Origin of the sequence: Variovorax sp. 160MFSha2.1 (assembly GCF_048305075.1) — a bacterium.
In the GTDB taxonomy this organism is placed as follows: domain Bacteria; phylum Pseudomonadota; class Gammaproteobacteria; order Burkholderiales; family Burkholderiaceae_C; genus Variovorax; species Variovorax guangxiensis.
The window spans coordinates 1,993,010-2,007,400 of record NZ_CP157624.1 but is presented as its reverse complement, the minus strand read 5'-3'; the positions used below and the strand labels follow the sequence as shown (position 1 = coordinate 2,007,400).

The 14,391-nt window shown below is 67.6% G+C and carries 11 protein-coding genes; 4 read left to right on the top strand and 7 right to left on the bottom strand.

The genetic code is table 11. From position 1 onward, the window contains the following. Positions 1-99 precede the first annotated feature (99 nt). The 3 genes from ABL838_RS08825 to ABL838_RS08815 all read right to left on the bottom strand — a co-directional run bounded on the left by ABL838_RS08825 (position 100) and on the right by ABL838_RS08815 (position 2,768). Complete coding sequence (locus tag ABL838_RS08825) at positions 100-996, bottom strand: dienelactone hydrolase family protein (protein WP_418125075.1); 897 nt, start codon at positions 994-996, stop codon at positions 100-102. 102 nt (positions 997-1,098) lie between these two features. Continuing rightward, positions 1,099-1,812, bottom strand: a complete 714-nt coding sequence (locus ABL838_RS08820; protein ID WP_418125850.1) for an aspartate/glutamate racemase family protein — start codon at positions 1,810-1,812, stop codon at positions 1,099-1,101. Positions 1,813-1,877: 65 nt separating this feature from the next. Beyond that, the gene (locus ABL838_RS08815) at positions 1,878-2,768 is read right to left on the bottom strand and encodes a transporter substrate-binding domain-containing protein (RefSeq protein WP_418125074.1); all 891 of its coding nucleotides are present in this window, start codon (positions 2,766-2,768) and stop codon (positions 1,878-1,880) included. A gap of 212 nt (positions 2,769-2,980) precedes the next feature. On the opposite strand from ABL838_RS08815, the gene ABL838_RS08810 reads away from it, so the two are divergent. Next, positions 2,981-4,192, top strand: coding sequence for a D-amino acid dehydrogenase (locus ABL838_RS08810; protein ID WP_418125073.1), 1,212 nt, complete (start codon positions 2,981-2,983; stop codon positions 4,190-4,192). 3 nt (positions 4,193-4,195) lie between these two features. Here the strand turns inward: ABL838_RS08810 and ABL838_RS08805 are convergent, their stop codons facing one another. From ABL838_RS08805 to polA, 3 genes are all read right to left on the bottom strand, one after another. After that, positions 4,196-5,098: a LysR family transcriptional regulator gene (locus ABL838_RS08805; protein WP_126022843.1), complete on the bottom strand. Its 903-nt coding sequence runs from the start codon at positions 5,096-5,098 to the stop codon at positions 4,196-4,198. Between the two features lie 127 nt (positions 5,099-5,225). Then, positions 5,226-6,503 (bottom strand): M20/M25/M40 family metallo-hydrolase, encoded by a 1,278-nt coding sequence (locus ABL838_RS08800; protein ID WP_418125072.1) that lies wholly within the window; start codon positions 6,501-6,503, stop codon positions 5,226-5,228. A gap of 82 nt (positions 6,504-6,585) precedes the next feature. After that, a complete protein-coding gene (polA, locus tag ABL838_RS08795; RefSeq protein ID WP_418125071.1) occupies positions 6,586-9,405 on the bottom strand; it encodes a DNA polymerase I in 2,820 nt (939 codons plus the stop codon). Positions 9,406-9,502: 97 nt separating this feature from the next. On the opposite strand from polA, the gene ABL838_RS08790 reads away from it, so the two are divergent. The 3 genes from ABL838_RS08790 (at position 9,503) to ABL838_RS08780 (ending at position 11,856) form a co-directional block, all read left to right on the top strand. Further along, positions 9,503-9,874, top strand: a complete 372-nt coding sequence (locus ABL838_RS08790; RefSeq protein WP_126022840.1) for a hypothetical protein — start codon at positions 9,503-9,505, stop codon at positions 9,872-9,874. Between the two features lie 62 nt (positions 9,875-9,936). After that, the gene (locus tag ABL838_RS08785; protein WP_369659084.1) at positions 9,937-11,007 is read left to right on the top strand and encodes a homoserine kinase; all 1,071 of its coding nucleotides are present in this window, start codon (positions 9,937-9,939) and stop codon (positions 11,005-11,007) included. 9 nt (positions 11,008-11,016) lie between these two features. Beyond that, positions 11,017-11,856: a BPSS1780 family membrane protein gene (locus ABL838_RS08780; RefSeq protein WP_126022838.1), complete on the top strand. Its 840-nt coding sequence runs from the start codon at positions 11,017-11,019 to the stop codon at positions 11,854-11,856. Positions 11,857-11,898: 42 nt separating this feature from the next. Here ABL838_RS08780 and ABL838_RS08775 read toward each other — a convergent pair whose 3' ends face one another. Continuing rightward, complete coding sequence (locus ABL838_RS08775) at positions 11,899-14,319, bottom strand: UvrD-helicase domain-containing protein (RefSeq protein ID WP_369659085.1); 2,421 nt, start codon at positions 14,317-14,319, stop codon at positions 11,899-11,901. Positions 14,320-14,391 lie beyond the last annotated feature (72 nt).

Below are 14,391 nucleotides of genomic sequence, written 5' to 3'. Positions count from 1 at the left end.
GACGGCCGCCGGAACTTTTCCGGGGCCGCATACCGATCATAAAAAGAGAAAGGCCGTCACGAGGACGGCCTTCGGCGGGGATTGGCTGACGGGCGCCGTTCAGGCTACGCCGTTGGCTTTGAACCAGGCCGTGGCACGCTGCCAGCCGTCTTCCGCCGCGCTCCTGACATAGCTGGGGCGGTAGTCGGCATGGAACGCGTGACCCGCTTCTGGATACACGACGAAGCTCGACGCCTTGGCCGCCGGGGTTCCGGTTGCCAGAGCTGCTTTCATCTTATCAACCGTGTCAAGGGGGATGCCCTGGTCTTTCCCGCCGTAGAGGCCGAGCACCGGCGCCTGCAGGCTGGCGGCGACGTCGACGGGGTGCTTCGGCGTCAGCTCGCTGGCCTGGCCGACCAGCCGGCCGTACCAGGCGACGCCCGCCTTGACCTTGCCGGTGGCGGCATAGAGCCACACGATGCGGCCGCCCCAGCAAAAGCCGGTGATGGCGGCCTTGCCGGTGTCGCCGCCGTTGGCCTTGGCATAGGCCAGGGCGCCGTCGAGATCGGCCATGACCTGCGCGTCGGGCACCTTGGAGACGATGTCGGCCTGCAGCTTCGGAATGTCGGTGTAGCCGCGCGGGTCGCCCTGGCGGGCATACAGCTCGGGCGCGATGGCCAGGTAGCCGAGCTTGGCGAAGCGGCGGCAGGTGTCGGCGATGTATTCGTGCACGCCGAAGATTTCCTGCACCACCAGGATCACCGGCAGGCCGGTCTTGCCGGCGGGCGCGGCCGCATAGGCGGGCACCTCGAAGTCGCCGACGGCGTACTTGATGGGGCCTGCCTTCAGGCCGTCGGCCGGGGTGCTGATGGCGGACTGCGCCATCACCGGCATGACCGCTGCCGCGTAGCCGACGCCGATGGCGGCCTTGAGGGCGGTGCGGCGCGTGGCGCCCTGCTCGGTGCTGTCGCCGGGGCGAAGCGAATCGAATTCGGAACGGCTGTCGTCGAGAGGCATTGATTGGGCTCCGGTTGAATCGTCGGACAAGGGGCGTGGCGCTGTGGAAAAACGCACGCCGCAATGTAGGCGAAATCGGCCGGCGGCCCTATGCCCCGAACTTCATTGGGGTTGGTGCGCCCCGTAGGCCCGCCGGGCCAGCGCCGCCGCCAGCACCTGTGCCGGATCGACCAGGTCCAGCCCCGCCACCGCGGCCGAGCCATGCAGGCCCAGCGGCACCTCGGTGCAGCCCATGATGATGGTGACGGGGCCATGGCGCTCGGCCAGCCTCAGCGCCACTTCGGAAAAGCATTGCTCGGCGAGCGGCATGTTGCCGGCCTTCACGCCTTCGAAGATGCCGCGCGTGATGGTCTCGCGCTCTTCGGGCAGCGGCACATGGCACTCCAGCCCCTCCTGGGCCAGCGCCTGCTCGTAGAGTCGGATGCGGTAGGTGCCTTCGGTGGCCATCAGCGCCACGCCCGTCGCACCCTGTGCCGCGAGGTGGCGCGCCGTCTCGCGCGCCATGTGCAGCAGCTCCACCTGCGGAAAGCGCTCCTGCAGGTTGGCGTGCCACGCATGTGCCGTGTTGCATGCGATGGCCACCGTGCGGCTGCCGAGCGCCGCCAGCCGGCCCAGCGCCTGCAGCATCGGCTCCAGCGGCTGGTGCGCCCCCTGATTGGTCGAAGCCAGTGCCTCGGTACGGTCGGGCACCGGGACCTGCGCGAGCCAGTGCTCGGGAAAGGACTGGTCGCGCACCGGCTCGCCGCGCGCACGCATCTGCTGCGTGCAGGCCTGCACGAAAAGCCGCACGAAGTCGGCGCCCGCCGCCGGACCCATGCCTCCAAGAATGCCGACAACCTGCGTCACTGCAACTTCCTTTTCATTCTCTCTCCGCGCCGCTGTCAGGTCGCTGGCTTATCGCTCAGCGCCTTCAGGTTTTCCTTCAGCTGCGGGCTCATCGGCAGGTTCAGCGGCACGTTCTTCGGCGGGATCGGCTGCATGAACCACTTGTTGTAGAGCTTCTCGAACTCGCCGCTCTTCATCAGGCCCGCGAAGGTGTCGTCCACCAGCTTCTTGAAGGCCGGGTCGTCCTTGGGCAGCATGCAGGCGTAGGGCTCCACCTGCAGCGAGTCGCCCACCACCTCGTAGTCGCCCGGCGTCTTGGCGTTGGCGATCAGGCCGTAGAGGAGGATGTCGTCCATGGCGAAGGCCGCGACACGGTCGCTCTCGAGCAGCAGGAAGGCGTCGGCGTGGTCCTTGCCGAGCACGATGTCCATGCCGAGGTTCTTCTCGATGTTGTACTTGCGCATGACCAGCACGTTGGTGGTGCCGGTGGTGCTGGCGACGGTCTTCTTCGCGAGGTCGGCGTAGTTCTTGATTTTGGAAGACTTCTTCACCAGCAGGCGCGTGCCCGTGTAGAAGTGGTTGATGGCGAAGGCCACGTCCTTACTGCGCGCGGTGTTGTTGGTGGTGGAGCCGCACTCCAGGTCGATGGTGCCGTTGGTGATCAGCGGAATGCGGTTCTGCGAGGTCACGGGCATCAGCGCCACCTGCAGGTCGGGCTTGTTCAGCTTCTTCTTCACCGCCTCGACCACGGCATTGGACAGATCGACCGCCATCCCGATCGGCTTGCCGGGGCCCTCGAGGTAGCTGAAGGGCACCGACGATTCACGGTAGGCCAGCGTGATCTTGCCGGACTCGGCGATCTTGGCGAGCGTGTCGGCGGCCTGTGCGCCGGTGGCGGTGAAGAACACCGTGGCGGCCACGGTAGCCATGAGGACGGAGAGTTTCATTCGAGCCTTCATTCGGTTGGACTGAACAGGCGGCCAGTGTAGGAACGGGCGAAACAAAACCACAAATTCCAATAGAAAGCTGATCCATGCCCAAAGGTTATGGGCGGGGGTGCTTTTGGCATTTCCGGTGCGGGCCGCGCGCGCCTACAGTCAAAGCCACCGTTCTGCCGAACATTCATTCAATCCATCCATCTCTCCGGAAAGCTGCCTCCATGCATGTGTGTGTGCTCGGCGCCGGCATCGTGGGCCTGGCGACCGCCTGGCAGCTCGAGCGCCAGGGCCATCAGGTCACCGTGATCGACCGCGCCGCTCCCGGCTCGGGCGCGAGCGGGGGCAACGGCGCGCAGCTGAGCTACTCGTACGTGCAGCCGCTGGCCGATCCTTCGATCTGGAAGCAGTTGCCCAAGCTGCTGCTGTCGTCTGCCTCGCCGCTCAAGCTGCGCCCGCAGCTCGATCCGCTGCAGTGGCGCTGGGGCATGGAGTTCCTCGAGGCCTGCAACGCGCGCACCTCGCGCGACACCACCGCGAGGCTGCTGGAGCTGGCCGCGTCGAGCCGCATCGAGTTCGAGGCCATGCGCGCCGAGCTCTCGCCCGACTGCGATTTCTCCGCCACCGGCAAGCTGGTGCTGTACGCCAGTGCCGCCTCTCTCGAGGGCGCGCGGGCGCAGCTCGAACTGCAGCGCAGCATGGGCAGCGAGCAGCGGCTGGTGACGCCCGAGGAATGCGTCGCCATCGAGCCCGCCCTCGCCAGCTACCGCGACCGGATGGCGGGCGCCGTCTACACGCCGAGCGAATGCGCGGCCGACTGCCTCAAGGTGTGCACGGAGCTGACGAAGGCACTTGGCGCGCGCGGCGTGCGCTTCATCACCGGCACCGACGTGCGCGGCTTCGTGCGCAGCGGACGCCGCGTCGCTGCCGTGCACACCGGCAGCGGCGACGTGGAAGCCGATGCCTTCGTGATGGCGCTGGGCTCGGCCTCGCACAAGCTGGGACGTGCGCTCGGCGCGTACCTGCCGGTCTATCCGCTCAAGGGCTACAGCATCACGGTGGACGTCGACCCCGCGCCCGGTGCCGCGCCGCGCGTGAACGTGACCGACAGCGCGCGCAAGGTGGTGTTCGCGCGCATCGGCTCGCGCCTGCGCGTGGCGGGCATGGCCGAGCTGGTTGGGCATGACGCGAGCATTCCGGCCACGCGCATCGAGACGCTGGCGGCCGCCACGCGCGCCCTCTTCCCGCATGCGAGCCGGCTCGAGGAACTGCACCCCTGGACAGGCATGCGCCCCGCCACGCCCAAGGGGCTGCCGATCATCGGACGGCTGGAGAGCGCGCCTTCGAACATGCTGTTCAACACCGGCCACGGCGCGCTCGGCTTCACACTGGCCTTCGGCTCGGCGCTGCGCGTGGCGCAGGCCCTGGAAACCTAGGACCTAGATCGTGTCCTGTATCGCCTGCTGCATGCAGCGGGTGATTTCGCGCACCGCCACCGAATCGGGCCGCGCCGCGAAGCGCAGCGCACGGATCGGCACCGGGATGTGCGGCTCCAGCGTCAGCACGTCGACCTTGGCGCGGTCCGCCGAGCGCGCGGTGCAGCCGTCGACCAGCGCCACGCCGATGCCGTGGTGCGCCATCGCCAGCGCCGCGTGATAGGTCTGCACCGTGACCACCGCCTGCTGGAAGCCCACGCCCGCCTGCCGGCAGGCCTGGCTCAGGCTGGTGCCCACGGGGTCGCGGCTGTCCAGGCCGATCACCGGCCGGTCGACCAGGTCGTGCAGTGCCACCGAGCCGTTGCGCACCAGCGCGCGCGGCAGCATTCCCTTGGGCGCGATGCACACCATGCGGCTGTCGGCCAGCGTCTCCTGCGTGAGCGATGGGTGCACCGCCGGGCTGAAGGCGAAGCCCACGTCGGCCTCCTGCAGCAGCAGCGCCGACATGATCTGCGGCGAGTGCAGCGACTCCACCGTGATCGCGTAGCCCGGATGCTTCTCGCGGAACGCTTTCAGCGCGCGCGGCAGGATGTCGTAGCTCAGGGCCAGCACGCTCAGGATGCGCAGCTCGCCGGTGTCGCCCGCCGTGCGCAGGTTGGCGGCGAGCCGCTGCACCTCGTCGAGCTGCGCGAACAGCCGCTCGATGTGCGGATACAGCGTGAGCGCCTCGGTGGTCGGCGTGAGCCGTCCCTTGGCGCGCTGGAACAACGGAAAGCCCAGCTGCAGCTCGGCATGCTGCAGCGTGCGGCTCACCGCCGGCTGGGTGATGTTGATGAGCCGCGCCGCCGCGCTCACGCTGCCCGTGAGCATGATCGCGTTGAAGACCTCGATGTGGCGCAGTCGCATGATGATCAGCGGCAGTTCATGCCTTCTTCGCGGAACACCGTGGAACCGGCTTTGCCGGGCCACTGGTGTTGCCCCCGGCGAGGGGGTTGGCGAAGCGACACGAAGTGCGCGAAGCCTGGGGGTGAGCTCACTTTCCTCGCGCGAGGTCCATGACCATCCGCGTGCCGAGGTACAGGCGCGGCTCGATCGAATTGACCAGCACGTACTCCGCATCGGCCGAATGTGCGCCGAAGCCTTGCAGGCCGAAGCGCTCGACCACCGGCGCCTTGGTCTTCAGCGCCGCGAAGGCCGCGTCGGTGCCGCCGCCGGCGGCCTTGTCGTCGGCGCCCAGCGGCAGGCCGAGTTCGTCCCTGTAGATCTGCTGTGCATGGCGGGCCATGGCGACCGAGGCTTCGGAGGACTCCAGCGGCGGACGGCGGCGCTCAAACTTCAGCTCGACCTTGGCCTCGGGAATGAGCTGCTTCTTCACGCGCTCGTTCACCTGCTGCTCGATGCGGTCGTAGTCGCTCACCTTCAGCACGCGCACGTCCGCCGCGGCGGTGGCGCTGGCCGGGATCACGTTGCGGTTGGTTCCCGACTTGGAGATGGTCCAGTTCATCTTCAGGCCCGTGGCGGGGTCGGACAGATCGCGCATCTGCAGGATCTGGTGCGAGAGCTCGTACAGCGCATTCACGCCCAGCTCGGGCGCCGAGCCCGCATGCGAGGCCTTGCCCGTGACGTTCAGCGTGACCGAGGCGATGCCCGCGGTGGCGAGCGAGAGCTTGTCTTCCTTGATGGAGGCGCCTTCGAAGGACAGCACCGCATCGTGCTCGCCGCCCATGCGCGTGATGAGGGAGCGCGCGCCGGGCGAGCTGATTTCCTCGTCGCCGTTGATGAGCACGGTCAGCGTACCGTATTCCTTGAACTTCATGGCCTGCAGCATCGACACGATGTGCGTGATGACGGCCACGCCCTGCTTGTCGTCGGCGATGCCCAGGCCGTAGGCCTTGTCGCCGTCGATGCGGAAAGGCTGCCTGTTGATCATGCCCACGGTGTAGACCGTGTCCATGTGCGCGATCAGCAGGATCTTCTTCTTGCCGGTGCCCTTGAAGGTGGCGCGCACCACGCGACCGATCTTCTCGGGCGTGTCCTCCATGCGGTAGGCGTCGGCGCTCGGGTCGATCAACTCGACCTCGCCGCCCAGCGCCTTGAACTTCGCGGCGATGAGATCGGAGATCTTCTCCAGGCCGTCGAGGTCGCGGCTGCCGGACTCGATGGAGACCAGCTCCTTCAGCGTGTCGAGCAGGGCCGGCTTTTCCTTGGCGGCAAGCGCGGCGATCTTCGCGTCGGGTGCCGCGAAGGCGCTGCCGAGGAAGGCGGCGCAGACTGCGGCAAGCAGGAATTTGCGGTGAGGGAATCGGTTCATGTTCTTGCGTTTCTTCCTTCTGTGGCTGACTGGTTGTCTCGTCCTTGTCCGTTCCCTGCTCTCTTCTTCTTGATGTTCTTTCTCAGTGCGCCTTGTCCCAGTTGGGACCGACGCCGATCTCGGCCAGCAGCGGCACCTTCAGCGATGCGACGCCGGCCATGATGCGCGGAATCTCGGTGCGCACCCACTCGACCTCGGCCTCGGGCACCTCGAACACCAGTTCGTCGTGCACCTGCATGATCATCCGGGTCGCGCGCTTTTCCTCGTCAAGCACGTTCTGTACCTTGACCATGCTGAGCTTGATGAGGTCGGCCGCCGTGCCCTGCATCGGCGCGTTGATGGCCGCGCGCTCGGCGCCGCCGCGGCGCGGGCCGTTGGGCGAGTTGATCTCGGGCAGGTACAGGCGCCGGCCGAACACGGTCTCGACGTAGCCCTGCTCCTTGGCCAGCGCCTTGGTCTCGTCCATGTAGGCCTTCACGCCCGGATAGCGCGCGAAGTAGCGCTCGATGTAGGAGGCCGCGGCCTTGTTCTCGATGCCGAGGTTCTTCGCGAGGCCGAAGCTGCTCATGCCGTAGATCAGGCCGAAGTTGATGACCTTGGCGTAGCGGCGCTGCTCGCTCGACACCTGGTCGGGCGTGGAGCCGAACACCTCGGCGGCCGTCGCGCGGTGCACGTCGATGCCTTCGGTGAAGGCGCGCAGCAGCGATTCGTCGCCGCTGATGTGGGCCATGATGCGCAGCTCGATCTGCGAATAGTCGGCGCTGGCGATCACGCTGCCCTCGGGCGCCACGAAGGCCTCGCGCACGCGCCGGCCTTCGGGCGTGCGGATCGGGATGTTCTGCAGGTTCGGGTCGTTGCTGCTCAGCCGGCCGGTGACGGCCACGGCCTGCGCGTAGTGCGTGTGCACGCGTCCGGTGCGCGGGTTGGCGAGCTGGCCGAGCTTGTCGGTGTAGGTGCCCTTGAGCTTCGAGAGGCTGCGGTGCTCAAGGATCTTGGCCGGCAGCGGGTAGTCTTCAGCGAGCTTCTCCAGCACCTCTTCGTCGGTGCTCGGCGCGCCGCTCGGCGTCTTCTTGACCACGGGCAGGCCCAGCTTGGTGAAGAAGATCTCGCCGATCTGCTTGGGCGAGCCGAGGTTGAAGGGCTGGCCCGCGATCTCGTAGGCCTCCTGCTCCAGTTCCATGATGCGCTTGCCCAGCTCGTGGCTCTGAGCGGCCAGCGTGGGCGCGTCGATCAGCACGCCGTTGCGCTCGACGCGGTAGAGCGCCTCGCTCGAATCCATCTCGAGCTGGTAGATGAAGCGCAGCTTCTCGTCGGCCTGCAGGCGCGGCCAGAGCGTGTTGTGCACGTCCAGCGTCTGGTCGCTGTCCTCGCACGAGTATTCGGCGGCCTTGGCGATGTCGACCTGGCTGAACGGGATCTGGTGCGCGCCCTTGCCGCACAGGTCTTCGTAGGAGATGCCGCTGCGGCCCAGGTGGCGCTCGGCCAGGCTGGAAAGGCCGTGCGGCTTGTGCACTTCGAGCACGTAGCTCTGCAGCATGGTGTCGTGCGCGTAGCCCTGCACCTCGATGCCGTGGTTGGCGAACACATGCCGGTCGTACTTGATGTGCTGGCCGAGCTTCTTCTTCGCGCCGTTCTCCAGCCAGGGCCGCAGTTTCGCGAGCACCTCGTCGAAGGGCAGCTGCTGCGGCGCGTCGGGGTAGTTGTGCATCAGCGGGATGTACGCGGCCTCGCCGGGCGTGACGCTGAAGCTGATGCCGACGATCTGCGCGACCATCTCGTCGAGCGAGGTGGTCTCGGTGTCGATGGCAGCGAGATCGGCGGCTTCGAGCTTCGCGAGCCAGGCGTCGAGCTGTTCCCAGGTCGTGATGGTCTCGTACTTCAGGTTGCTCGCGGGAGAGGCGGCCTCCAGCGCCTGCATTTCGGAGGGCTCGTCGAACAGGCCGCCCTGGTCGGTGTCGGCCTTGCCGGACGCCGCCTTCTTCTTGAGGTTTTCCTCGATCAGCTCGGGCGGCACGGCCTGCGCCTCGAGCCCCTTGACCAGGCTCTTGAAGCCGAACTTCTCGTAGAACGGCTTCAGCTCGGCCGTCTGCGGCGCACCCACCGGCAGCCCTTCGAGCGAAGGCAGGCCCGCGACGTGGCCGTCGAGGTCGCAGTCGGTGCGGATGGTCACGAGGCGCCTGCTCAGCGGCAGCTGTTCCATGGCCTGGCGCAGGTTCTCGCCCGCGGCGCCCTTCACTTCGGCGGCGCGCTCCATCAGCGCGTCGAGCGAGCCGTATTCGAGCAGCCACTTGGCGGCCGTCTTGGGGCCGACCTTGGGAACGCCGGGCACGTTGTCGACCGAGTCGCCCACCAGCGTCTGGTAGTCGATCATCAGGCTGGGCGGCACGCCGAACTCGGCCGTGACGCCGGCCACGTCGCGCCGCTTGCCATTCATCGTGTCGATGATGGTGATGTGCTCGTCGACCAGCTGGCTCAGGTCCTTGTCGCCGCTGGAGACGATGACTTCGACGCCCTGCGAGGAAGCGACCCGGGCGAGCGTGCCGATGACGTCGTCGGCCTCCACGTCGGGCACGCTGAGCACGGGCCAGCCGAGCAGCTTCACCACCTCGTGGATGGGTTCGATCTGGCTGCGCAGGTCGTCGGGCATCGGCGAGCGGTTGGCCTTGTACTCGGGGTACCAGTCGTCGCGGAAGGTCTTGCCGGGCGCGTCGAAGATGCAGGCGGCGTAGTCCGCGCGCACCTCGCGGCGCAGCGCGGTCATCATGTTGATCATTCCGCGGATGGCGCCGGTCGCCGGGCTCTTCGGGTCGCCGGGCACGGCCCGGAGGTCGGGCATGGCGTGGAAGGCGCGGTAGAGGTAGCTCGAGCCATCGACGAGCAGCAGCGTTTTCTTGTCGGTCATCGGGCCATTTTGCCGTGCCCGCGGCGGCGCCCGGAACCACGACGGCGCGAGGTGCCAACCGACGCCCCGGAAGCAGGCGCGCGCCTACAATGCATGCATGCCTAGCTCTACACTCCTGGTCGCCCGCCGCATCCTGCTGGCGCTGGCCTTCGCAACCCCCTTTGCCGCCGTGCAGGCGCAACAGGCCGCGCCCGCCCCCGCGGCGGCTCCGGCCGAGGCGCTCCCAAATCAGGAGCAGGCGAAGGCCGAGGGCCGACGAAACCAGAAGGTGGAAAACATCCACACAGAGGACAGCGGCGCATCGGTCGACGAGGTCCGCTACGGCGGCCGCACCCAGAGCATCAACGTCAAGCCCAAGTCGAACATGCCCGGCTACGAAGTGCTTCCGGCAGATGCCGCCACGGGTCGCCAGGGTTCGAGCGAAACAGGCGCCAACGGCCCCCGCGTCTGGAACGTGCTGAAGTTCTGACCGCAATGAGGTCTTCCGTTCTGGTTTTCGCGGCAGCAATGCGGCGCTGAGTACCTACCGCCATGGCAGTTTTTACCGAAGTCGGCTTCGGCGAGGCCGACGCGCTCGTCCAGAGCCTGAGCCTGGGCCCGCTGCGCGAGCTGCGCGGCATCGAGGGCGGCATCGAGAACACCAACTATTTCGCGACCACCGAGTCCGGCGAGTTCGTGCTGACGCTGTTCGAGCGCCTGAGCGCCGAGCAACTGCCCTACTACCTTTGTCTGATGAAGCATCTGGCGGACGCAGGCCTGCCGGTGCCCGCGCCAGTCGCACTGCCCGAGCCCGAGCCCGAGCCCGAAGTCGCCGGCAAGCCCCGCAAGGGCCAGCCGCCGGTGCCCCCCGAGGATTCGTGCGACCTGCTGCACCTCGTGGCCGGAAAGCCTGCTGCCGTTGTGCAGAAGCTCTCGGGCCGCAGCGAGCTGGCGCCAACCGCCGCGCACTGCACCGAGCTGGGCTCGATGCTGGCGCGCATGCATCTCGCGGGGCGCGACTACCCCCGCATCCAGCCGAACCTGCGCGGCCTGCCCTGGTGGAACGAGACGGTGCCGGTGGTGCTGCCGTACATCGAGGAGCACCAGGCCGCCCTGCTGCGCGCAGAGCTGGCCTACCAGAACCACGTCGCCGAGTCGTCGGCCTATGCGGCGCTGCCGCGCGGTCCGGTGCACGCCGACATGTTCCGCGACAACGTGATGTTCGCGACCGACGGCGAGCCCGGCGCCGCCCCGCGCCTGACCGGCGTGTTCGACTTCTATTTCGCCGGCACCGACACCTGGCTGTTCGACCTGGCCGTGTGCCTGAACGACTGGGCCATCGACCTGTCCACCGGCCGCCACGACCCCGAGCGCGCTGACGCGCTGCTCTCGGCCTACGAGTCCGTGCGCGCGCTGAATGCAGCCGAGCGCGCCCTGCTGCCCGCGATGCTGCGCGCGGCGGCGCTGCGCTTCTGGATCTCGCGCCTGTGGGACTTCCATCTGCCGCGCGAGGCGAGCATGCTCAAGCCCCATGACCCCACGCACTTCGAGCGCGTGCTGCGCGAGCGCGCCACACATCCGCACGCCATGGCGCAGGCCCTCGAGCCGCTGCTGGCTGCCTGACCTTCACACATGAAACTCAACCTCGTGCCGGCGCGAACCGGCGTGGAATGGGTCCGCCTCGGACTCCGGAACTTCTGGCGGCAACCACTGGCCTTCGTGTCGCTGTTCATGCTGTTCATGGCGCTGATCTCGACGATCTCGCAACTGCCTGTGATCGGCAGGTTCCTTCCGTTCGTGCTGCTGCCCTTCTCCACGCTGGGCTTCATGGTCGCGGCTTCGGTGGCCGACGCCTCGGCGAACGACAAGGCCGCGGCGGATGACGGCACGGCCGGCCCAAGGAGGCCGACCGGCGCGCTCATGTTCCTGTCGGTGGCACAGGCGATGCGGGCCGAATGGCGCTCGCTGGCAGTGCTGGGCGTGATCTCGGCTGTGTATTGCCTGCTGACGGTGTTCGTGACCGCGGTCGTCGATGGCGGCCAGTTCATGCGCAGCTATTTCGCCGGGGAGGCTCCAGCCAAGGAAGTCATGGAGAGCAGCCGGTTCCAGGTGGCCAACCTGCTGCAGATGTGCCTGACGCTGCCGCTGATCGCGGCCATATGGCATGCGCCTGCGCTGGTCCACTGGCACCGGGTGGAGCCGGTGAAGAGCATCTTCTTCAGCCTGGTCGCGATGTTCCGCAACTTCGGCGCCTATGCGTTGTACTGGCTGGCGTGGTGCGGCGTGCTGCTGCTCGGCCTGCTGGCGGCGGCGCTGGTCGGCACCATCGTGATCGGCGTGGGCTCGCTGGGCTCCGGCAGCGGCGCGATGACGGCCGGCAACCTCCTGATGCTCGGCACGGTGCTGACGCTCGCGGCGATGACGCAGGCGTCGAACTGGTTCACCTTCCGCGACACCTTCTATCCCGATTGATCGACCACGGCAGGCCCGGCAGGTTGTCCGCCGGGCGCCGGATCAGATCGGCGTGAGCTTGGCCACCGACAGCGCCAGCCACTTCACCCCATGACGCGCGAACTTGACCTGCGCGCGCGCATCGTCCCCGGTGCCCTCCAGCGCGGTCACCGTGCCTTCGCCGAACTTGTTGTGGAACACCTGCATGCCCGAGCGCAGGCCGTGCGACGGCGCGGCCTTCTGCGGCGGCACGGGCGGGCTGGAGAAGGTGTCCTTGTCGCGGCTTCCGCCTGAACTGCCGCCGTAGCCGCCACCGTATCCGCCAGAACCGCCGCGCGTGCTGCCGTAGCCGCCGCCGTAGCCGAAGGCCGAGGGCGCGAAACCCTGGTTCTTGGGCGTGAGCCACTTGAGGGCGCCCTCGGGCAGTTCGTCGAAGAAGCGGCTCTTCACGTTGTAGCGAGTCTGGCCATGCAACATGCGGGTCTGCGAGTGGCTGAGGTACAAGCGCTTGCGGGCGCGCGTGATCGCCACGTACATCAGCCGGCGCTCTTCCTCCAGCGCCTCGAAGTCGCTCATCGAGTTCTCGTGCGGGAACAGGCCCTCTTCCATGCCGGTGATGAAAACGCAGTCGAACTCCAGGCCCTTGGCGGCGTGCACGGTCATGAGCTGTACCGCGTCCTGACCCGCCTGCGCCTGGTTGTCGCCCGACTCGAGCGCGGCGTGCGTGAGGAAGGCGGCCAGCGGGCTCAGCGTTTCGCCGGTTTCTGCGTCGGGCGCGAGCGGCTCGTCGAGCACCGGACGATTCGGGTCCAGGCCCTGGCTCGCGGGCGACTGGCGCAGTTCGTCGACCGGCAGCGCCACAGCGTCGCGGCCGAAGCCTTCCTGCGTGACGAAGCTTTCGGCCGCGTTCACCAGTTCGTCCAGGTTCTCGATGCGGTCGGCGCCTTCGCGGTCGGCCCTGTAGTGCTCCACCAACCCGCTGTGGTCGAGCACCAGTTCGATGATCTCGCGCAGGCTCGCGCCCTGGGTCTGCTCGCGCAGCACGTCGATCTTGGCGACGAAGCCGGTGAGGTTGGCGCCGGCCTTGCCGCCGACCACGCTCACCGCGTCGTGCAGCGAACGGTTGGCGGCACGCGCCGCGTCCTGCAGGGTTTCGAGCGTGCGCGCTCCGATGCCGCGCGGCGGGAAGTTGACGACGCGCAGGAAGCTGGTGTCGTCGTCCTTGTTCTCCAGCAGGCGCAGGTAGGCCAGCGCGTGCTTGATTTCGGCGCGCTCGAAGAAGCGCAGGCCGCCGTAGACGCGGTACGGCACCGAGGCATTGAAGAGCGCGGTTTCGATCACCCGGCTCTGCGCATTGCTGCGGTAGAGCACGGCCATTTCCTTGCGCTCGTAGCCGTCGCGCACGAGCTGGCGCATTTCCTCGACCATCCACTGCGCCTCGGCGAGGTCGGTGGGTGCCTCGTACACGCGCACGGGCTCGCCGGGGCCCTGGTCGGTGCGCAGGTTCTTGCCCAGTCGCTTCTTGTTGTGGCCGATGAGCTCGTTGGCGGAATCGAGGATGTTGCTGTAGCTGCGGTAGTTCTGCTCCAGCTTGATCTGGTGGCGCACGTCGAACTCGCGCACGAAGTCGGTCATGTTGCCCACGCGCGCGCCGCGAAAGGCGTAGATGCTCTGGTCGTCGTCGCCCACGGCGATCACGCTGTTGTGCTGGCCCGGAACGAACCGGCCCTCGACGGTGTTGCCGGCGAGCATCTTGATCCACGCGTACTGCAGGCGGTTGGTGTCCTGGAACTCGTCGATCAGGATGTGGCGGAAGCGCCGCTGGTAGTGCTCGCGCACGGGTTCGTTGTCACGCAGCAGTTCGTAGCTGCGCAGCATGAGTTCGCCGAAGTCGACCACGCCTTCGCGCTGGCACTGCTCCTCGTACAGGCGGTACAGCTCGACCTTCTTGCGGTCGTCGTCGTTGCGCACCTCGATGGCGTCGGGGCGCAGGCCGTCTTCCTTGGCGCCGGCGATGAACCACTGGGTCTGCTTGGCGGGAAAGCGCTCGTCGTCGACGTTGAACTGCTTCATCAGGCGCTTGATGGCCGAGAGCTGGTCCTGCGTGTCGAGGATCTGGAAGGTGGAAGGCAGGTTGGCCAGCTTCCAGTGCGCGCGCAACAGGCGGTTGCAAAGGCCGTGGAAGGTGCCGATCCACATGCCGCGCACGTTGACGGGCAGCATCGCCGTCAGGCGCGTCATCATTTCCTTGGCGGCCTTGTTGGTGAAGGTCACGGCGAGGATGCCGCCTGCGGAAACCTGGCCGGTCTGCAGCAGCCAGGCGATGCGGGTGGTGAGCACACGCGTCTTGCCGGAGCCGGCGCCTGCGAGGATGAGAGCGTTGCCTTCGGGCAACGTGACCGCGGCGAGCTGCTCCGCGTTCAGGTTCTGCAGCAGCGGCAGCGCTGGGGGGTTGGCGTCGGCCGCGGGATCGTTAAACAACATCCCCCAATTGTAGAAACCACGGCGTATGCGGGTTATATGAAGAAGCGGAAGACCCGGCTTCGCGAGTCCGCG

Coding starts and splice junctions, on each gene's coding strand:
- ABL838_RS08825 (WP_418125075.1), bottom strand. CDS start 996: ATGCCTCTCGACGACAGCCGTTCCGAATTCGATTCGCTTCGCCCCGGC.
- ABL838_RS08820 (WP_418125850.1), bottom strand. CDS start 1,812: ATGGGTCCGGCGGCGGGCGCCGACTTCGTGCGGCTTTTCGTGCAGGCC.
- ABL838_RS08815 (WP_418125074.1), bottom strand. CDS start 2,768: ATGAAACTCTCCGTCCTCATGGCTACCGTGGCCGCCACGGTGTTCTTC.
- ABL838_RS08810 (WP_418125073.1), top strand. CDS start 2,981: ATGCATGTGTGTGTGCTCGGCGCCGGCATCGTGGGCCTGGCGACCGCC.
- ABL838_RS08805 (WP_126022843.1), bottom strand. CDS start 5,098: ATGCGACTGCGCCACATCGAGGTCTTCAACGCGATCATGCTCACGGGC.
- ABL838_RS08800 (WP_418125072.1), bottom strand. CDS start 6,503: ATGAACCGATTCCCTCACCGCAAATTCCTGCTTGCCGCAGTCTGCGCC.
- polA (WP_418125071.1), bottom strand. CDS start 9,405: ATGACCGACAAGAAAACGCTGCTGCTCGTCGATGGCTCGAGCTACCTC.
- ABL838_RS08790 (WP_126022840.1), top strand. CDS start 9,503: ATGCCTAGCTCTACACTCCTGGTCGCCCGCCGCATCCTGCTGGCGCTG.
- ABL838_RS08785 (WP_369659084.1), top strand. CDS start 9,937: ATGGCAGTTTTTACCGAAGTCGGCTTCGGCGAGGCCGACGCGCTCGTC.
- ABL838_RS08780 (WP_126022838.1), top strand. CDS start 11,017: ATGAAACTCAACCTCGTGCCGGCGCGAACCGGCGTGGAATGGGTCCGC.
- ABL838_RS08775 (WP_369659085.1), bottom strand. CDS start 14,319: ATGTTGTTTAACGATCCCGCGGCCGACGCCAACCCCCCAGCGCTGCCG.